The organism is Streptomyces sp. GD-15H (genome assembly GCF_045291515.1).
In the GTDB taxonomy this organism is placed as follows: Bacteria; Actinomycetota; Actinomycetes; order Streptomycetales; family Streptomycetaceae; genus Streptomyces.
The window spans coordinates 5,338,115-5,358,267 of record NZ_CP149447.1 but is presented as its reverse complement, the minus strand read 5'-3'; the positions used below and the strand labels follow the sequence as shown (position 1 = coordinate 5,358,267).

The window sequence follows — 20,153 nt, the reverse complement described above, 5'->3', positions numbered from 1 at the left end:
TCCGCTCGTCGCGGCCCGCTCCGACCCGGCCACCCACCTGGCGGCCCTCCGGACGGCCTTCGGGGCGACCCGGCCGGGGTTCCGCCGCCTGAGCCCCGGTCGGCTGCTCGGCCACTCGGTCACTCGATGACGAGGTCGACCGGGACGTTGCCGCGGGTGGCGTGGGAGTAGGGGCAGACCTGGTGGGCCTGTTCGACCAGCTTGCGGCCGGTCTCCTCGTCCACGGTGTCGGGCAGCTCGACGCGCAGCGTCACGGCGAGCGCGAAGCCCTCGCCCTGCTTGCCTATGCCGACCTCGGCGGTCACCGCGGCCTCGCTGACGTCGACCTTCGCCGCCCGGCCGACCAGGCCGAGGGCGCTGCCGAAGCAGGCCGCGTAACCGGCGGCGAACAGCTGCTCCGGGTTGGTGCCCTCGCCGCTGCCGCCCAGCTCCACGGGGGCGCTGAGACCGAGGTCGATCTTGCCGTCGGAGGTGACGGCGCGGCCCTCGCGGCCGTGAGTGGCGGTGGCGACAGCGGTGTAGAGCGCGTCCATGGGAAACCTTCCCTCTCGAGTGGTGACCGGGCGGCCGGCCCTCTGTCTTCGAGGGCCCGGCCACCGCACGACCGCAAGTAGAGCACGCAATTAAATTGCGCGCAATCAAATGGCTCGAAAGAGCTACCCTGGAGCCATGACGCCGACCCCGAACCCCTCCCCGGCCCCCCTCCCGGCACCGGCCACGGATCCGGTCGGCGCTCCGCCGTCCGGGTCCGCCGACGACTGGCTCCGCCTCGACCGGCAGATCTGCTTCTCCCTGCACGCCACTTCGCGCGCCTTCAACAGCGTGTATCGCGTGGCCCTCAAGGACCTCGGCCTCACCTACCCCCAGTACCTGGTGATGCTGGCCCTCTGGGAGCACGGCCCGCTGCCCGTCAAGAAGCTCGGCGAACACCTGCGGCTCGACTCCGGCACCCTCTCCCCGCTGCTCAAACGGTTGGAAACGGCCGGCCTGGTGCGCAGGGAGCGCAGCGCGCGCGACGAGCGCTCGGTGGAGGTGCGGCCCACCGAGGAGGGCGCCGCCCTGCGCGAGCGGGCCCTGGACGTGCCGCGCCGGATCGTCGCCGCGACCGGCTTCGAGATCGACGAGATCCAGTCACTGCGGGCCCGCCTCGACCGGCTCACCGCCGCACTGGACACGGCGGCGGCGAACGGCGCCTGACGGCCGCCGCAGCGGACGCGGGGAGGGTACGGAACATCCCTTAACGGGCAAAAGGTCAGTGACCAGTCGCCGAGCCCAGGGGGCGCCATGCACCCTCACCACCCCCAGGCCGCCGCCGTCGGCGCCACCGGCGTCACCGTCGTCGTGATCGGCCACGACGACGCCCCCCATGTGACCGACGCCGTGCGCTCGGCGCTCGGGCAGGGGCCGCTCGTGCGTGAGGTCGTCGCCGTCGACGACTGCTCGACGGACGGCAGCGCGGGCCTGCTCGCCCGGCTGGCCGGGACCGAGCCCCGCCTCCGGGTGATCCGGCACCCCGCCAACAGCGGCGGCTGCGGAGCCCCGCGCAACACCGGGCTCGACGCGGCGACCTCGCCGTACGTGATGTTCCTGGACAGCGACGACATCCTCCCGGCCGGTGCCGTGAACGCGCTCCTCGGCGCGGCGGACGCGGCGGACGCGGACGTCACGGGCGGTCTGTGCGTGCGCCGCGAACTGCCGTCGGGGCGTGAGGCGCCGTGGCAGCCCGGCCTGTACGCGACGCCCAGGGTGCTCGCGCACCCTGCCCGGCGCCCCCGCCTGGTGCACGACACCCTCTGCGTCAACAAGCTCTACGCGACGGCCTTCCTGCGCGCGCACGGCATCCGCTTCCCCGAAGGGCACTTCCCCTACGAGGACTTCGTCTTCACCGCGCGCGTGTGGGCCGCCGCCCCGCGCGTCGCCCTGGTCCCGGACCGGGTCTACGTCTGGCAGGTGCGCCGGTCCGCCCGGCGGCTGTCGATCTCGCTGGACCGCGCGGGCATCGAAAACTGGCGGGACCGCACGCGCGCGTGCCGCACGGCGTACGAGATCCTGCTGGTCGCCGGCCAGAAGGAGCTGGCGCGGGCGGCGCGGGCCAAGTTCCTCGACCACGAGCTGCGCATGTACGTGCGGGAGCTGCGGCTGCACGACGAGGACTACCGGCAGGCGTGGTGGGCGCACACCCGCGCGTTCCTCGCCGAGTACGACGTGGCCGACTGGGCCCGCGACCCGGTCGCGCCCGGCAGGCTGATCGGGCGGGTCCTGCTGGCCTCCCCGAACCGCGCGACCTGCCCCGCCTCCAGGAACTGGCGGGCCGCCCGGCGCGGCTGTGCCCGCCGTACACCCGCGCGGCGGACGGCACGCCCTGCTGGTCCGCCGACCTGCCCGGGGTCACCCTGGAGCCCCTGCTGAGCCGTCCCGTGACCCGGCTGCCGCTCGCCGTCGACGCGGAACTGCGCCCCCGCGCGCGTGCCACCCGGCTGCGCCTGCACCTGCACGAGCTGTACGGCCTGCTGGAGCGGGCACACCCGTCGGAGCTGGAGATCGAGTGGCGGCACCGGGACGGCGGAGGCAAGAGGGTGTGCACGGTGCCGCTGCGGGCGGCGACCGGGAGCGGCTGGTCCGCGGAGACGACCGTACGGCCGGCGCGGCTGGCCGCGCTCGGCGCGGGCGCCTGGGACCTGCGCCTGCGGGTGCGCTTCGGAGACGGCTCGAGCCGCGAGGTCACCGCGCACGCGTGTGCGGGCCCCGGTCTGCTGCGCCGCCGCGCGGTGCCGAGCGTCCGGTACGGCGTGGTGCTGGTCCGGCCGTACGCCACCCACTCGGGCGCGCTGGCCCTGCGGGTCGCGGTCGGTGTACGCGGCGCCGTCTCGGTCGTCCGCGGGAGACTGTGGCGCCTGCTTCATTAAGATCCGGGAGAGCGGCGGGGACCGACCACCCACCACGGCCAACGAACGACGAGGGGACGTCCGCACATGACCTGGTTGATCACCGGCGGCGCCGGATACATCGGGGCGCACGTCGTACGGGCGATGACCGAGGCGGGCGAACGGACGGTGGTGTACGACGACCTGTCCACCGGCATCCCCGACCGGGTACCGGACGGAGTGCCGCTGGTGGTCGGCTCGACCCTGGACGGCGAGCGGGTGGCACGCGCCCTCGCCGACCACGAGGTCACCGGCGTCGTCCACCTGGCGGCGAAGAAGCAGGTCGCCGAGTCGCTGGAACTGCCCCTGCACTACTACCGGGAGAACGTCGAGGGCCTGCGCGTCCTGCTGGAAGCGGTGACGGCGGCCGGCGTCGTGTCGTCCTTCGTGTTCTCGTCCTCGGCGGCGGTGTACGGAATGCCGGACACCGCCGCCGAACTGGTGACCGAGGACATCCCCTGCGCGCCGATGTCCCCCTACGGGGAGACGAAGCTGGCCGGCGAGTGGCTGGTCCGTGCGACGGGCCGGGCCACCGGGCTGTCCACGGCCTCCCTGCGCTACTTCAACGTGGCGGGCGCCGCGAGCCCGGAACTCGCCGACACGGGCGTCTTCAACCTCGTCCCCATGGTCTTCGAGAAGCTGACCGAGCAGGCGCACCCGCGCATCTTCGGCGACGACTACCCGACCCCGGACGGCACCTGTGTCCGCGACTACATCCACGTCGTCGACCTGGCCGAGGCCCACGTGGCCGCGGCGCGCGCCCTGCGCGCCACCCCCGGCCGGGACCTCACCCTCAACATCGGCCGCGGCGAGGGCGTCTCCGTCCGGGGCATGATCGACCGCATCAACGCCCTCACCGGCCACGACCTGCCGCCCACCGTCGCCCCCCGCCGCCCCGGCGACCCGGCGAGCGTCGTCGCCTCCGCCGACCGCGCCGCCGCCGAACTCGACTGGAAGGCCCGCCACGACGTCGACGACATGATCACCTCGGCCTGGGCGGGCTGGCTCCGCCTCCACCCGTCGGCGTGACCGCGCCCGCTCACAGCGCCTTGAGGGCCTCCGTCGTGGCGCGCGCGAGCGCGGTCAGGTAGTTCTTCGGCAGTTTCGGGTTGCGGATGACCACCGAGCGCCAGTACAGGGGGCCGGAGATCAGGTCGAGGGCCAGGGCGGGGTCGATGCCGGGGCGCACCTCGCCCCGTTGCTGCGCCGCCGTGACGACGCCCCTGGCGACTCCGTCCTGGCCCTCCCGCAGCGCCTTCTGCAGCGCCTCGGCGATGTCGGGGTTGCGGGCGGCCTCGGCCTGGAGGTCGGGCAGGATCTGCGAGGCGACGGGGTGGCGCAGGGCGCGTGAGGTGACCTCGTACAGCAGCCGCAGGTCTCCCTCCAGGGAGCCGGTGTCCGGCGCGGGCAGCCCCTGCACGGCGATCGCGGAGACCAGGTCGAGGACCAGGTGCAGTTTGGAGCGCCAGCGGCGGTACACCGCGGTCTTGCCGACGCCCGCGCGGCGCGCGATCCCTTCGATGGACATCCGCGCGTCAGCCGGCGGCCGCGAGTTCCTCGAAGACGGCCGCCCGGATGGCCTCCGTCACGTCCTCCCGCAGTACGGCGGCCCCGGCGGGGGCCCTGCGGCGCGGACGCGGCTGGGGCTCGTCGGCGTGGGTCGTCATGCGGCCAGCATAGGGCGCGACGACGATACGGACCCGTTCTGACGACAGCACGTCCACCGATCCGGCACAGACGACGCCGGCCCCACCCGTAGCCGTTGCGACGAAACGGTTGCGTTCCGACGTGCGTTCCCCCTACGCTCGCGTTGCGACGATACGGTGCCGTCTCGACGTAAGTGAACGCACGAAGACGCGCGGGGAAACACCCGGCGGGACGGAACACGGCATCGCAGCGCCCGCCCCCACCCCTACCGAAAGCAGCGGATGTGAGTCAGGCCCTCCACACACCGCCTCCCACACCGGCCCGCCCGGTCCCGGTCGAGGACGACCTCCCGGCGCTCGCCGCCAAGCACGGACTGACGGTCAGCGGCGCCCGGCCGTCGCTCACCGAGTACGTCCGCCAGCTCTGGGCGCGCCTGGCACTTCATCCTCGCCTTCTCCCGGGCGAAGCTGACCGCGCAGTACAGCCAGGCCAGGCTGGGCCAGCTGTGGCAGGTGGCCACCCCGCTGCTGAACGCGGCCGTGTACTTCTTCATCTTCGGTCTGCTGCTGGGCGCCCGCCGGGGCATCCCGCACGACATCTACGTCCCGTTCCTGGTGACCGGCGTGTTCGTGTTCACCTTCACGCAGAGCTCGGTGCTCGCCGGGGTGCGCGCCATCTCCGGCAACCTCGGCCTGGTGCGGGCGCTGCACTTCCCGCGGGCGGCGCTGCCCGTCTCCTTCGCGCTGCAGCAGCTGCAGCAGCTGCTGTTCTCGATGGTGGTCCTGGTCGTGGTGGTGCTGGCGTTCGGCAGCCTGCCCGCCCTGTCCTGGCTGCTGGTGGTCCCCGCGCTGGGGCTGCAGTTCGTCTTCAACACCGGACTCGCGCTGCTCTTCGCGCGCCTGGGCAGCAGGACGCCCGACCTGGCCCAGCTGATGCCGTTCGTGCTGCGCACCTGGATGTACGCCTCGGGCGTCATGTTCAGCATCCCGGTGATGCTCGCCGACAAGGACGTCCCCGGCTGGCTCACCGACGTGCTGCAGTGGAACCCGGCCGCGGTCTACATGGACCTGGTCCGCTTCGCGCTGATCGACGGCTACGGCTCCTCGTACCTGCCCCCGCACGTATGGGCGTGCGCGGTCGGCTGGGCGCTGCTGGCCGGTGTGATCGGCTTCGTCTACTTCTGGAAGGCTGAGGAGACCTACGGCCGTGGCTGACAACACCGACGAGAAGATCCCCACTGTCGTCGCCGACGGCGTCGACATCGTCTACCGGGTCAACGGCACCGGCGCCGGACGCGGCTCCGCCACCGCCGCCCTCAACCGCATCGTGCGGCGCCGGAAGACCGAGAAGGCGGCCGGCGTGCGCACGGTGCACGCGGTGCGGAACGTGTCCTTCGTCGCCTACCGGGGTGAGGCCATCGGCCTCATCGGCTCCAACGGCTCGGGCAAGTCGACCCTGCTCAAGGCCGTCGCCGGACTGCTCCCGGTGGAGAACGGCCGGATCTACACCGACGGCCAGCCCTCCCTCCTCGGCGTCAACGCCGCCCTGATGAACAACCTGACGGGCGAGCGCAACGTCATGCTCGGCGGGCTCGCCATGGGCATGTCCCGCGAGCAGGTCCGGGAGCGTTACCAGGAGATCGTCGACTTCTCCGGCATCAACGAGAAGGGCGACTTCATCACCCTGCCGATGCGCACCTACTCCTCCGGCATGGCCGCCCGGCTGCGCTTCTCCATCGCGGCGGCCAAGGACCACGACGTCCTGATGATCGACGAGGCGCTGGCCACGGGTGACCGCTCCTTCCAGAAGCGCTCCGAGAGCCGCATCCGGGAGCTGCGCAAGCATGCCGGGACGGTGTTCCTGGTCAGCCACAGCAACAAGTCGATCCGCGACACCTGCGACCGCGTCCTGTGGCTGGAGCGCGGCGAGCTGCGCCTGGACGGGCCGACCGACGAGGTGCTCAAGGAGTACGAGGCGTTCACCGGCGGCCCGGACAAGGCCCGCAAGCCCAAACCGAAGCCCAGGCCCAAGCCGAAGGCCGCGACCGAGCCCACGACGGTGACCGAGCCGGAGACCGCCCCCGCTCCTTCGTGAGGCGCCGCCCGTCCGCCTCCGGGCAGCCCTTTCGCCGTATTGATGCCAATATGACCGAAGGGAACGCCCGGATCGGTGACGAGACGAAGGAGCCCCGAGATGCCCGAGCTCAGCGTCATCGTCCACGGGCCGAACACCCAGGACCACCTGACCGGCCTCCTCGACTCCCTCTGCTCCCCCGACTCCCCCGCCGCCTTTGAAGCCTCTCCCTCCCCGGACGTCGAGGTCATCGTCGCCGCCGTCGGCGACTGGGCCCGGGAGACCGCCGAGCGGCACACCCCCGACGTCCAGGTGCTGCCCCTGCCCGGCGGCACGTCCGACGCGGCGGCCAGAACGGCGGGGGCGGCCCGCGCCACCGGCCGCTGGCTGCACTTCGTCCACGCCAAGGACGGCCTGCCGCCCGGCGGTCCGCGTACGGTCGCCGAGCACCTCGCCAGGCTCCCCGACACCGTGGACGTCCTGCTCCTGGACCACGTCCGCAGCACCTGGCTCAGCTCCGGCCTGCCCTCCCCCGACGGCCCCCTGCTCGTCCGCGCGGGCCGCGCCGGCCTCGCCCTCGACGACTGCGCGCGCCTGCTGCGCCTCACCCCGCTGCTCGGCACCCACGTCCTGCGCGCCGCCTTCTGGCGGACCCATCACACCCGGCTCACCGCGGCGGCCGGCACCACGGACGGCACCACGGTCGACGAACCGTACGCCGCCCGCGCCGCCCTCCTGCTCGCCGACCGCGTCGCCTGTCTGCCCCGCATCGCCTACGAGGACCGGCGGCTGCGTCCCGCCGCTCTCCCACCGGTCACCCCCGAGCAGCGCTACGCCCTCGTCGAGCACTACGAAGCCCTCCTGGGCCTCGCCCGTGACCGCCCCGCCGTCCACGGTGTGCTGTACGAGATCATGGTCGGTGACTGTCTGCGCACCTTCGTCCGCGGCGGCATGCCCGACCAGGTCGCCCGGGAGTTCTTCCGCCGCGCCTCGCTGGCCGCCGTACGCCACCGCCCCGAGGGCCACCGGCGCCCAGCCGGCCTGGAGGGCGTCCGGCGCTCGCTGCTCGAGGAGGGCGCCTACACCAGGTACCGCGCCCTCCAGGCCGCCAACCGCGCCCGCCGCACCGCGGGATCCGCGGCGCGCACCGGCAAGCGGCAGCTCGGCACCCTGCTCCGCGACCACCACTACCGCCGGGCCCTGCGCCACCCCGTCGACCCGGACCTGGCGGTGTTCACGGCGTACTGGAACCGCGGTGTCGCCTGCAACCCGGCCGCGATCGCCGCCAAGCTCGCCGAACTCGCCCCGTGGATCCGCCCGGTGTGGGTGGTGACCGCTCACCACGCCGCCCTGCTCCCGCCCGGCACGGACCATGTGGTGCCCGGCACCCGCCGCTACGGGGAGGTACTCGCCACCGCGAAGTACCTCGTCAACAACGTCAACTTCCCGGACGCGGTGGTCAAACGCCCCGACGCCGTCCACCTGCAGACGCATCACGGCACCCCGCTCAAGCGCATGGGCGTGGACCAGATGCCGTTCCCGGCCGCCGCCCGGGGCCTGGACTTCCAGGCGCTGCTGGAGCGCGTCGACAAGTGGGACTACAGCCTCTCCGCCAACAGCCACACCACCCGCATGTGGCAGCGGGCGTACCCGTCCCGCCACGTCTCGCTCGACTACGGCTATCCGCGCAACGACGTCTACTACACGGCCGGCGCCGACGACATCCGCGCGATCCGCGAACGCCTCGGCATCGCCCCCGGCCGCCGGGCCGTGCTGTACGCGCCCACGCACCGCGACTACGAGACCGGCTGGGTCCCGCACCTGGACCTGGCCGCGCTCGCCGACCGCCTCGGCGAGGACACCGTCCTGCTGGTGCGCGGCCACTACTTCTACGACGGGCCCGCGTCCCCGCTCACCGCACTGCGGCGCGGCGGCCGCCTCGTTGATGTTTCGTCCTACGACCCGGTCGAGGACCTGTGTCTGGCCGCCGACCTGCTGGTCACCGACTACTCGTCGATCATGTTCGACTACGCCAACCTGGACCGCCCCCTGGTGGTCCACGCCGACGACTGGGACGTCTACCGGGAGACGCGCGGCGTCTACTTCGACCTGACGGCCGAGGCGCCGGGCCCGGTGGCCCGCACCCAGGAGGAGCTGACCGAGATCCTCACCACCGACGCCTGGCACGACGCGAGCGCGGCGAAGGCGCGGGCCGTCTTCCGGCGCCGGTTCTGCGAGTACGACGACGGCCGCGCCGCCGAACGCGTCGTACGCCGGATCTTCCTCGGCCAGGACGAGGAGTCGCTGCCGCCGGTGCTGCCCCTGGAGGAGCGCACCCCGGCGCCCAGCCCCGAGGAGGCGAGCCCGTGAGGAGACCACCCCCGCCGCACCCGACGTCACCGTGACGGTCATCGTCCACAACGACGCCGAACGCCTCCCCCGCGCGGTCGAGTCGGTCCGCCGGCAGACCCACCGCGCTCTCGAGATCGTCATCAGCGACGACCACTCGACGGACGAAACCCCCCAGGTGGCACGACGGTTGGCGGCCGGGGACCCGCGTATCCGGTATCTGCGCCTGCCGTACAACAGCGGCGGCTGCAGCGCGCCCCGCAACCGCGCCCTGGAGACCGCCCGCGCGCCGTATCTGATGTTCCTCGACAGCGACGACGAACTCCCCGCGAACGCCGTCGCGTTGCTGCTCGCCGCACACCGCGAACGGGACATCGACTTCGCGATGGGCGCGGTACGACGCGTCCGCACCGACACCGGCCACCGCTCCACCTGGATGCCGCATCTGGTGCGCGAGCGCCGCACCCTGGACGGCATCGAGGCCGATCCGCGGCTGTTCTTCGAGCACCTGTCGACCGGCAAGATGTACTCCCGGGCCTTCCTCGACCGGCACGACCTGCGTTTCCCCGAGGGCATCCACTACGAGGACCAGTTGTTCTCGGCGCAGGCGTACTGCCTGGCGAAGACGTTCACGATCGTCCCGGAACCGGTGTACCTCTGGTACATATCGCCCTACGCCGCCCCGGACTCGGCGTCCATCTCCAACCAGCGGCACAAGCTGGACAACGTCCGCGACCGCGTGCGCGTCCAGCGCCTCATCGACGCCTTCCTCGCCGAGAGCGGGCACGCGTCGCTGCGTGCGGACAAGGACCACAAGTTCCTCAAGCACGACGTCCGGATGTACACGGGCGACCTGCCCCACCGGGACGAGGAGTGGCTCGCGGGCTTCGCGGACCTGATGAACCCGTACCTGGAGACGCTGTCGCACAGCGCGTACGCCCGCCTCCCGCGCGCCGAACGGGTCGTCCTCCAGTTGCTCCGTGACCGACGCCTGTCCGAGGTCCGGCAGGCGGCCCGCGGCCTGGGCCACGACATCGCCCCGAGGCAGCTGACCGTGGGCCCGGACGGCCGCGCCTACTGGGGCGACCGGGTCCCCGCGTCCGCCGCCGCCCGCGCCGAACTGGACCTCTCCGACCTGGAACCGGACACCCGCCCCTTCCCCACCGCCCAGTTCCGCCACGAGATCACGGAAATCGCCCAAGGTCCCGGCGCCTCGGTCGAACTGACGGTGCGCACCTACGATCCGGCGCTGCGCCTCCCGCTCGGCCCGCAGCGCGCGACCCTCCTCCTCTCTCCCGGACGGCGCCGCCTCACCGTGCCCTTCCGCCTCTGCCCCGTCCGTCCCGGTGTCTTCGAGGGCCGCGTCGGTCTCGACCTGGCGGCCGCCTCCCTCCCGGTGAGCGGGTTCGCCGGGGTGCGCCATCCGCTGCTCCGCCTCACCCACCGGGGGCAGGGCAACGCGGGCGTCCTCCTGGCACCCCTGGCCTTCCCCTCGTTCACCGCCCGTGTCCCGTACCGCTCCGGGGCGGCCCCGCACCGCGTCACCGTCGAACCGGAGGGCCACGGCGCGGGCCGCCTGCAGATCCGCTGGGAACCCGTGGGGGTGGCGGCCCGGGTGACACGCCCGACGGTACGGCGCCTGGCCCGCCCGGTGGCGAACGTGCTGTGGCGTGAGGCGCGGGGTCAGCGCACCGCGTAGAGCGTCTGGCCCTCCGGTCCCCGTGTCACGGCCCGCAGCCCGGTGTCGTGCAGCGTCCCCGTCGTGTCCACCACCCACCGCACCTCGTACGCCCGCTCGATGCCCCGGCGCACACGCTCCGGCGTGCGCGGCGCGAAGTACTCCTCCGTGTCCGCCGCCCTGCGCTCCTCGTCCGGCAGGAAGAAGTCGGGGTAGCCGGGGGCGACCGTGTAGGGCCCGTACGCGGGAATCCGGCGGGCCTGCTTCGTCTCGGCCATGACGACGTCCCCGTACTTCACCCACGGTGTCATCCAGTGGTACCCCGTCCACGGCTCCCGGTACCTGGCCTCGACCGCCCGGGGCAGCGCGTCGCGCGGAACGACATAGCCCGCCGCTCCCGCCTGCGCCCACGCGCCGAGGGCCAGCGCACCGGTCAGGACGGCGGCCCACCCGGCGCGCAGCACGCGCCGGCCCGCCCGAACACCTCCAGGGCGGCCGCGAGCTGCGCCGGGATCAGCAGGGCGGGCAGTGCGCGCCCCCACGCGTGGTGGCCGCTCAGCCATCCCGCCGCGAAGACCAGCGCGCCCAGCGCGAAGAACAGCACCAGCGGATCCCACCGGTCGCGCCGCCACCGCACGGCCAGCGCGGCCACGCCGAGCGGTACCAGCCCGAACCGGGCCGGCAGGTCCCGGTACAGCTCCCGGTGCACCGACTCCAGTTCGGCGCCGGCGCCCAGTAGCGCGAAGAAGTCGTAGTACGGCCAGGCCCACAGCACGAGTACGCCCAGCAGCAGCCCGGCGCCGAGCCCCGGCCACACCGCCCGCGGCGGCCGCACGGGCCGTGCCGACAGCACCGTGGCGAGCGCGCCGACCGTGGCCACGACTCCGGAGAACTGGTGGCACAGCAGGATCACCGCCCACAGGGTTCCCAGCCCCGCCCACGCTCCCCACCCGGCCCGGCGGCGCAGCGCGGCCGTCAGCCAGGCCCAGAGGTGGAAGGCGAGGCCGAGGGTGAAGGTGCTCGGGTAGGCCACCGTCAGCGCGAGCGAGTGCAACCCCGGGAAGCCGCTCCACAGGAACGGGCTCGGGCCCCACAGGAACAGCAGACTCAGCAGGGCGAGCGCGAGGACGGCCCGCTGCCCCGGCCCGTGCGCGGCCCGGCTCGCGGTTCCGTGCGCGGGGCGGGGCCCGGTCCCCTGCGCGGGCCGGCTCGCGGTTCCGTGCGCGGGGCGGGGCCCGGTCCCCTGCGCGGGCCGGCTCCGGCCCCGCGTGCGGTCAGGGCCCGCACGTAGCGCCCTACGCCCGTCACCAGCAGCGCGAGTCCGGCCAGGGCGGCGAGCCGCAGCACGGCGAAGACCGGCAGCCCCGTCATCCGGGTGAGGCCGCCGAGCAGCACGGTCCACGGCGAGTAGTACGGGCTCTCCGTGCCCGCGTCGACCAGGGGGTTGCCGGGGTCGGCCAGGTCGTGCCGCAGACGTTGCAGGGTCGCCGCGTGCATGCCGAGGTCACCGGCCCACGGAAGCCGGACGATCACCGCGGCCAGCAGGACCAGGGTCAGCCCGGCGGCGACCTGAACGGCGGGCCGGGCGATGTCCGCCGGCCGGGGCGCGGCACGCGGCCTGCCGGTCCTCCCGGGCGGGGCGGAGCGGGTACCGGCAGAACGGCCGGCACGGACAGGACGGGCGGTCACTCTCAGAGCCTTAACACCACACCGGCTCCGGGGCACCCCGGCGCGCCGCAGGGGTGCCCGGACCGTCGTGTCCGGGGCACCCCTGTGGCGTCAGTACTGTGCCGCTGCCGCGTCGGCGCCGTGGCCTACGAGTGCGTGCGCAGCAGCGTCCGCATCGTCCGCATCGCCACGGACAGGTTGGCCAGGTCGAACGTCTCCGAGCTGCGGATCTCCTCCAGGGTGGTGCGGGCCCGGCCGAGGATGGCCTCGTTCTTCGCCTCCCACGCCTGGAACCGCTGCTGCGGTGTCGCCGTGCCGTTGCCCGCCGCCAGCACCTCGGCCGTCACCGCCGCGTGCGCGGCGTACAGGTCCTCGCGGATCGCCGCGCGGGCCATGGACTGCCAGCGGTCGTTGCGGGGCAGCTCGCTGATCCTGTCCATCAGCTGGGTGATGGACAGCCGGTCGGCGAGGTCGTAGTACACCTCGGCGACGTCCAGCGGCTCCTTGCCCATGCGGTCGGCCACCGAGACGATGTCGATTGCCGCGAACGCGGAGGAGAAGCCCGCCACGCGGGTGGCGAGTTCGCCGGGAACGCCGGCACCCGTCAGCTCGTCGTAGATCTTCTGGAACCACTCCAGGTCCGCGCCGCGCAGCAGCTTGGGCAGCTGCGACCAGACCTGCTCGACGCGCTCGGCGAAGAACGCCACCGTCTCCTCGAGCTCCAGCGGCTGCGGCCGGTTGTTGAGCAGCCAGCGCGTGCCGCGCTCCACCAGCCGCCGCGAGTGCAGCCGGATCCGGGTCTGGACGTCCGCGGCGACCTTGTTGTCGAGCTCCTCGACGCCGTCCCACACCAGGGCGGAACGGAAGATCGCGCGGGCCACGGTCTGGGCCCGGACGATCTCCTCCAGCGACGCGCCCGTCTCCTCGCGCATCCGGTGCAGGTACGTCGTACCGCCCGTGTTGACCGTGTCGTTGACCAGGACGGTCGTGATGATCTCGCGGCGCAGCGGGTGGCCGTCGATCCGGTCGGGGAACTGCTCGCGCAGCGGGGTCGGGAAGTACGCGTGCAGCAGGGTCTTGAGGTACGGGTCGTCGGGCAGCGAGGTGCCCAGCAGCTCCTCGGCGACCGTGATCTTCGTGTACGCCATCAGGACGGCCGTCTCCGGGCCGGTCAGGCCCTGCCCGGCGGCCAGCCGCTCGCGGATCTGGCGGTCGGTGGGCAGGAACTCCAGGGCCCGGTCGAGCTGCCCCTCGCGCACCAGGTGCTTCAGGAAGCGCTGCTGGGCGTGGAGCATGTCCTTGGACTGGGCCAGGGCGTTGGCGATGGCGGTGTTCTGCGCGTAGTTGGTGCGCAACACCATGCGGCCGACCTCGTCGGTCATCGAGGCGAGCAGCTTGTTGCGCTGCTTGACCGTCATGTCGCCGTCCGCGACCAGGCCGTTGAGCAGGATCTTGATGTTCACCTCGTGGTCGGAGGTGTCCACTCCCGCGCTGTTGTCGATGGCGTCGGTGTTGAGTCGACCGCCGTGCAGCGCGCACTCGATCCGGCCGAGCTGGGTCATGCCCAGGTTGCCGCCCTCGCCGACGACGGCGGCCCGCAGGTCCTTGCCGTCGACCCGGATCGCGTCGTTGGCCTTGTCGCCGACGTCCGCGTTGGACTCGGTGGACGCCTTGACGTACGTACCGATGCCGCCGTTCCACAGCAGGTCCACCGGCGCCTTGAGGATCGCCTTCATCAGGTCGGCCGGGGTCGCCTTGGTGACGCTTTCGTCGAGGCCGAGGGCCTCGCGGATCTGGGCGTTGACCGGGATGGACTTGGCACTGCGCGGGAACACCCCGCCGCCGGCCGACAGCAGGTCGGTGTTGTAGTCCGCCCAGGAGCTGCGCGGCAGGTCGAACAGGCGGCGGCGCTCGGCGTAGGAGACGGCCGCGTCCGGGTTCGGGTCGATGAAGATGTGCCGGTGGTCGAAGGCGGCGACCAGCCGGATGTGTTCGCTCCGCAGCATGCCGTTGCCGAACACGTCACCGGACATGTCGCCGATACCGACGACCGTGAAGTCCTGGCTCTGGGTGTCCACACCCAGCTCCCGGAAGTGCCGCTTGACGGACTCCCAGGCGCCCCGGGCGGTGATGCCCATGCCCTTGTGGTCGTACCCGGCGCTGCCGCCGGAGGCGAAGGCGTCGCCGAGCCAGAAGCCGTAGGACTCGGCGACCTCGTTGGCGATGTCCGAGAACCGCGCGGTGCCCTTGTCGGCCGCGACGACGAGATAGGTGTCGTCCCCGTCGTGCCGGACGACGTCCACCGGGGGCACGACCTGGCCGGCCACCATGTTGTCGGTGATGTCGAGCAGCGCCGAGATGAACGTCTTGTAGGAGGCGACGCCCTCGGCCATCCAGGCGTCACGGTCCACGGACGGGTCGGGCAGCTGCTTGGCGACGAAACCGCCCTTGGCGCCGACCGGCACGATGACGGTGTTCTTCACCATCTGTGCCTTGACCAGGCCGAGGATCTCGGTGCGGAAGTCCTCCCGGCGGTCCGACCAGCGCAGGCCGCCGCGCGCTACCTTGCCGTAGCGCATGTGCACGCCCTCGACGCGCGGCGAGTACACCCAGATCTCGAACGCCGGCCGCGGTGCCGGCAGGTCGGGCATGGCCTGCGGGTCGAACTTCATGGAGATGTAGTCGCGCGGGCGGCCGTCACTCGCCCCCTGGAAGAAGTTGGTGCGCAGCGTCGCCTTGATCACGGTGAGGAAGGAGCGCAGGATGCGGTCCTCGTCGAGCGAGGCGACCTGGTCGAGGGCGGCGTCGACCTCCTCCAGCAGGGCGTCCACCAGCTCGAACCCGGCTTCCTGCCGCTCCGGCGACATCCGCGCCTCGAACAGGGAGACGAGCAGCCGAGTGGTGTGGACGTTGTTGCGGAGGGTGTCCTCCATGTAGTCCTGGCTGAACGTGGAGCCGGCCTGGCGCAGGTACTTGGCGTACGCGCGCAGCACCGTCGCCTGCCGCCAGTCCAGCCCGGCGCTCAGCACGAGGGCGTTGAAGCCGTCGTTCTCCGCCTTGCCGGTCCAGGTCGCGGCGAAGGCGTCCTGGAACCGCTCACGGGCGTCGTCACCGAGGTGGTCGGCGCCGCCGGACGCCTCGGGCATCCGCAGCCCGAAGTCGTAGATCCAGGCGACGCTGCGGTCGGCGCGGCGCAGCTCGTAGGGCCGCTCGTCGACGACCTCGACGCCGAGCCGCTGGAGCACGGGCAGCACGGCGGACAGGGAGATGGCCTCGCCCTGGCGGTAGATCTTGAAGCGGCGCTCCTCGGGGGCCGCGCCCACCGGCTCGTACAGACTGAGCTCGAAGTCCTTCTCCTCGTCGAGCTGTTCCAGCCGGACGAGGTCGGCGACAGCACTGCGCGGGGTGTGGTCGGCCTTGTAGCCCTCGGCGAAGGCGCCCGCGTAGCGGCGCAGCAGTTCGGCGGCGCGCTCCTCGCCCAGCTCGGCGGTCAGCGCCTCGCCGAAGCCGTCGGCCCAGGAGCGGGCGGCCTCGACCAGGCGGGCCTCGATGCGCTCCTTGTCGGTGTCGGACAGCTGGAGCAGCTCGGTGCCCTGCGGGACGCGGACCACGAAGTGCAGCCGGGAGAGGATCGACTCGGTGTTCCAGGCGGTGAAGTCGACGCTGATGCCGCCGAGCTCCTCCTTGAGGATGTCGATGATCCTCAGCCGCACCCCGGTGGTGTAGCGGTCGCGCGGGAGGTAGACGAGGGCGGAGTAGTAGCGCCCGTACTCGTCCTGACGCAGGTAGAGCCGCAGGCGGCGGCGCTCCTGGAGGTAGAGCACCGAGGTGGCGATGGCCTGGAGCTCGCCGACCGGGGTCTGGAACAGCTCGTCGCGCGGGTAGGTCTCCAGGATCTGCAGCAGGTCGCGCCCGTCGTGGCTGTGCGGCGAGAAGCCGGCCTGCTCGAGGACCTCCTCGACCTTGCGGCGGATCACCGGGACCCGGCGGACGGACTCGGTGTAGGCGGCGGAGGAGAACAGTCCGAGGAAGCGGCGCTCACCGACGACGTTGCCGTCCGCGTCGAACTTCTTGACGCCGATGTAGTCCAGGTACGACGGCCGGTGCACGGTGGCCCGGCTGTTGGCCTTGGTCAGCACGAGCAGCTTGTGCTCGCGCGCCTTGGCACGGACGTCGGCGGGCAGCCGCTCGAAGGACGGGCTGACCGGATGACCCTCCGCGGTGGCGTGGTGCGGGTCGGCACGCAGGATGCCCAGACCGGTGCCGGGGAGGGCGCCGAGAGAGTCGCCGTCGCGCAGCTGGTACTCGCGGTAGCCGAGGAAGGTGAAGTGGTCGTCGGCGAGCCAGCGCAGCAGCTCCCGGGCCTCCTCGACCTGCTGCCCGGACACGTCCCCGGGAACGGGTTCGGCGAGCAGCCCCTCGGCCAGTTCGGTGGCGGCCTGCCGCATCTTGCCCCAGTCCTCGACGGCCTCGCGGACGTCGGACAGGACACGCAGCAGGTCGATGGTGATCTGCTTGAGGTCGCCGCGGTCGGTCTCGCGGTCGATCTCGACGTGGATCCAGGACTCGATGTGGGCGTCGTGCGGGAGGTCGTCAGCGGGCGGGGTGGCGAGCACCTCGATCAGCTGCCCGGTGAGATCACGGCGGACCACGATCTGCGGGTGGATGACGACGTGGATGCCCCGGCCCTGACGGGTCAGCTCGTTGGTGACGGAGTCGACGAGGAAGGGCATGTCGTCGGTGACCACCTCGACGACGGAGTGGCTGCAGGTCCAGCCGTTCTCCTCGACGACCGGGGTGTGGACCTTGACGTTGGCCGTGCCCTGGGGGCGGTTCTCGGCCAGCCGGAAGTGCGAGACGGCTGCTCCGAAGATGTCGACCGGGTCGCGGCCGACGAGGTCCTCCGGGGCGGTGTGCAGGTAGTAGCGCTGGAGGAACGCGAGCACGGTGTCCCGGTCGGGCTTGCCCTTGTCCGTCGTCCCGGTCGGCAGTTTCCCGCCGGCCGGGCTGTTCTCAGCTACCCGGGCGGCCTTTTCGAGCAGCTCGGCCTTTGCTTCGTCCAGCTTGGTCTGCATTGTCCTCTGACTCCTGTCGCGCGCCATTGCGTGACGTAGAAGGAAGTACGGTCTCCGCGCTTGCGGTGCGGCGATACGACGCGGGGTGTCCGGTCCGTTCCGACGCTATGCCGCAAGATGAGACGAACGGGGGCTTCTCTGCCAACTTCGACGCGCCCGTCCGGTGTGACGCCGCTCTCCGTCGCGTCCGTACCCGGGGAGTGCCGCGCGTCCCGGGGCCCCTTCGGGTCCCTTCCCGCCCGCGAGGACCAGCGAGCGCCGCCCGGCCACGGATGTCGTCCGTGCTCTCCGGGCGCACGGCGGAGACGGTGAGGCCCCCGCGAGATATCGCGCTGATCACGCCACCCAGGCTATCTCTCCCCACAGGGGGCCCGTCATGAGCCGTATGTGTACAAAACACGGGGTGGAACTTGGACGTTCCGCACAGTGCGCGCCCGCGGTGCTCAGTGCTGAGTGCGCGATGCCCGGTGTTCAGCCGGCCAGGCGTTCCGCTTCCACGACGGCCTCCGCCAGTGTGTCCACCACCGGCACCCCCACCGCTTCGAGGCTGGCCCGGCTGTGCGAGCCGCCGGTGTAGAGCACGGCTCCCGCCCCCACGTGCCGGGCGGCCAGCGCGTCGTCGGCGGCGTCCCCGATCACCACGGTGTGCGTCGGGTCGACGCCGGTCAGCGCGCCGAGGTGGCGCACCATGTGCTCCGACTTGCCTCCGCCGGACGGCCCGGCCCGCCCGTCGACGCGTATGAAGTGCGACTCGATGCCGAAGCCCCGGACCAGCGGCACGAGGTCATCGTGCCCGTACATGCTGAGGATCGACTGACTGCGCCCCGCCGCCGACCAGCGCGCCAGCAGCTCGGCCACGCCCTCGGCGAGCGCGCACCGCACCCGGTGCTCGGAGTAGTAGCGGTGGAAGGTCGCGTCCATCAGCTCCCACTCGGCCCCGCTCGGCAGCCGCCCCATCAGCCGCTCGTAGAACTTCGGCACCGGCACGCAGTACAGCTCCCGGTACCGCTCCAGCGTGAGCGGCTCCAGCCCCAGCTCGGCGAAGGCCGCGTTCGTCGCCCCGATGACCGCGTCGACGTCGTGGAACAGCGTGCCGTTCCAGTCCCAGACGATGTGCGCGTCCGTGTGCATCCCCATGGAGGAAAAAATACCCGCCGGCACTGACAAGCGGGCTGCCGACAGACCTAGGCCGCGGGGCCCAGCAGGTTCGGGATCTCCTGCGTGGCGTACCAGAGCAGTTCGTGGTCCTCCGCCCCGTCCACGGCGGACTGGGCCTTCGCGTCCCCGCCGTCCGCGGCCGGCAGCGCGTCCGCGGCCGACGCCACGTCCGCCTCGGCGTCCTGAGCGTCCACATGCACCGCCGCCGCCCTGTCCAGCCGGACGGGCCCGTCGACCCGCACCGCACCGGGGCCGGGGGCCGGATCGGCCGAGGCCGCCCGGTCGGGCACGTCCACGGCGACCACGACCCGGCGCCGCGGGGCGCCGGCGTCCGCCGCCAGCAGCCGCAGCGAGGCCAGCGCGGCACCGCCCAGCGCCGCGTACTCCAGCTCCTCGATGTCGTCGGAGCGGTACCACTCGCGCAGCGCGGGCGTCACACCGTAGGCGGCGAACGGTCCCGCGCCCAGCTCACCCGTCCGGTACGCCTCGGCGAGACCCGGGAGGGTGAGGGGGACGTAGACGCGCATGTCGGCCGCTTTCCTGCTCGGAGGTCCGCCGGCGCTCCGTCGAAGGGTGGTCGCACCCGGCCGGCTGGGCCTTCAGGATACGTGCGGGCGTCCCCCATCGGGTCCCTGCCCACCCCCTCGGCCGCGTCCACCCCGAGCCCGGGATTCACCCGGTGCGCCCGCTCCGGTACGGGGCCGACGAACCGTCGTTCACTCGGATAAGTGAATTCCGCGGCCGTCCCGACACGGCTCACGGCGCCTTGCCGCCGCACTCCGCCGCCCCGTACAAGATCCCCAACCACGAAGTTACTGCCCGGTATCGCCTCGATCCCCCGGTCGGCGGCGACTCCCGGCCCGTCGAACGGGGTCCCATGAACAAAGTCATGACCAAGGCTCAGCACCGCACCGGCACCCGTCCTCCCGGCCGCCGTGACACGCGCCGCCCCACCGGCGGCACCGTCCCGCCGCGCACCCCCGCGGGAGGCACCGCCCTCGCCCCGTCCCCCGGCGGGGGCCGTCCCTCTCCCACGCCCGCCGCCGCGTCCACGCGTCCCGCCGACCACCGCCCGCCGTCCTTCACGACGACGGCCAGGGCCACGACCACCACCCCGCTCCGACGGCGTCCGGCCCTCCCGGCCTCCGCGCTCCGGCGTCCTCGGCCGCCGCAGCCCCGCCCCACCGACCGCTTCGCCGAGCTGCTGCTCGCCGTCCTGAGCGGTCAGCGGCCTGTCCACTCGATGCTCCGGCACACCGCGGGCCGCGCCTACGACGAACTGGCGGACCTCGCCGAACGCGGTCCGCTGCGCACCCGTGGCACTCGCCCGGTGGTGCGGGACATCGGCTACTACGTCCCCCGCGAGGGCGCGCTCGAGGTGTTCGCCCGGATCGGTGCCGGCGACCGGCTGCGGGCCATGGCCTTCCGCCTGGAGCAGGGCCAGGACCTGCGCTGGCGCTGCACCGCCGTGGAACTGGGCGGCACCCGCCCGCCCCGCCCCCACGACCGCTGACGCCAAAGGGCCGGGCAACCTTGGGGTTGCCCGGCCCTCCGCCTGCTCTCACGGCTCCGTACGGAGCC

The 20,153-nt window shown here is 72.8% G+C and carries 10 protein-coding genes and 4 pseudogenes; 8 read left to right on the top strand and 6 right to left on the bottom strand.

The window, feature by feature from the left end; translation table 11 throughout:
* Positions 1–119 precede the first annotated feature (119 nt).
* A complete protein-coding gene (locus WJ438_RS25390) occupies positions 120–533 on the bottom strand; it encodes an organic hydroperoxide resistance protein (protein ID WP_406727287.1) in 414 nt (137 codons plus the stop codon).
* A gap of 136 nt (positions 534–669) precedes the next feature.
* Between WJ438_RS25390 and WJ438_RS25385 the strand changes: the two genes are divergently transcribed.
* The 3 genes and pseudogenes from WJ438_RS25385 (at position 670) to galE (ending at position 3,953) form a co-directional block, all read left to right on the top strand.
* Positions 670–1,197 carry a MarR family winged helix-turn-helix transcriptional regulator gene (locus WJ438_RS25385; protein WP_406727286.1) on the top strand — a complete coding sequence of 176 codons (528 nt, stop codon included), beginning with the start codon at positions 670–672 and terminating at the stop codon, positions 1,195–1,197.
* Between the two features lie 87 nt (positions 1,198–1,284).
* Positions 1,285–2,906, top strand: a pseudogene (locus WJ438_RS25380) (glycosyltransferase family 2 protein).
* 66 nt (positions 2,907–2,972) lie between these two features.
* The gene (gene galE / locus WJ438_RS25375) at positions 2,973–3,953 is read left to right on the top strand and encodes a UDP-glucose 4-epimerase GalE (protein ID WP_406727285.1); all 981 of its coding nucleotides are present in this window, start codon (positions 2,973–2,975) and stop codon (positions 3,951–3,953) included.
* 10 nt (positions 3,954–3,963) lie between these two features.
* On the opposite strand, the pseudogene WJ438_RS25370 reads toward galE, so the two are convergent.
* Positions 3,964–4,591, bottom strand: a pseudogene (locus WJ438_RS25370) (TetR/AcrR family transcriptional regulator).
* Between the two features lie 263 nt (positions 4,592–4,854).
* Here WJ438_RS25370 and WJ438_RS25365 point away from each other — a divergent pair.
* From WJ438_RS25365 to WJ438_RS25350, 4 genes and pseudogenes are all read left to right on the top strand, one after another.
* Positions 4,855–5,785, top strand: a pseudogene (locus tag WJ438_RS25365) (ABC transporter permease).
* Positions 5,778–6,665, top strand: a complete 888-nt coding sequence (locus WJ438_RS25360) for an ABC transporter ATP-binding protein (protein WP_406727284.1) — start codon at positions 5,778–5,780, stop codon at positions 6,663–6,665. Before WJ438_RS25365 ends, WJ438_RS25360 begins: the two are co-directional and overlap by 8 nt.
* 99 nt (positions 6,666–6,764) lie before the next feature.
* Positions 6,765–9,014, top strand: coding sequence for a CDP-glycerol glycerophosphotransferase family protein (locus WJ438_RS25355; RefSeq protein ID WP_406727283.1), 2,250 nt, complete (start codon positions 6,765–6,767; stop codon positions 9,012–9,014).
* Positions 9,015–9,045: 31 nt separating this feature from the next.
* Entirely contained in the window at positions 9,046–10,692 is a 1,647-nt protein-coding gene (locus tag WJ438_RS25350; RefSeq protein WP_406727282.1) for a glycosyltransferase family 2 protein, read from the top strand.
* Here WJ438_RS25350 and WJ438_RS25345 read toward each other — a convergent pair.
* From WJ438_RS25345 to WJ438_RS25330, 4 genes and pseudogenes are all read right to left on the bottom strand, one after another.
* Positions 10,677–12,168 (bottom strand): annotated as a pseudogene (locus WJ438_RS25345) (hypothetical protein). The gene WJ438_RS25350 and the pseudogene WJ438_RS25345 overlap by 16 nt on opposite strands.
* 317 nt (positions 12,169–12,485) lie before the next feature.
* Positions 12,486–17,414 (bottom strand): NAD-glutamate dehydrogenase, encoded by a 4,929-nt coding sequence (locus WJ438_RS25340; RefSeq protein ID WP_406727281.1) that lies wholly within the window; start codon positions 17,412–17,414, stop codon positions 12,486–12,488.
* A gap of 471 nt (positions 17,415–17,885) precedes the next feature.
* Entirely contained in the window at positions 17,886–18,551 is a 666-nt protein-coding gene (locus WJ438_RS25335) for an HAD family hydrolase (RefSeq protein ID WP_406727280.1), read from the bottom strand.
* 47 nt (positions 18,552–18,598) lie between these two features.
* Positions 18,599–19,099 carry a DUF6912 family protein gene (locus tag WJ438_RS25330; protein ID WP_406727279.1) on the bottom strand — a complete coding sequence of 167 codons (501 nt, stop codon included), beginning with the start codon at positions 19,097–19,099 and terminating at the stop codon, positions 18,599–18,601.
* A 350-nt stretch (positions 19,100–19,449) separates the two neighbouring features.
* Here WJ438_RS25330 and WJ438_RS25325 point away from each other — a divergent pair, with 350 nt between their 5' ends.
* Positions 19,450–20,085 carry an Rv3235 family protein gene (locus tag WJ438_RS25325; RefSeq protein WP_406727278.1) on the top strand — a complete coding sequence of 212 codons (636 nt, stop codon included), beginning with the start codon at positions 19,450–19,452 and terminating at the stop codon, positions 20,083–20,085.
* The last annotated feature ends 68 nt before the right edge of the window (positions 20,086–20,153 follow it).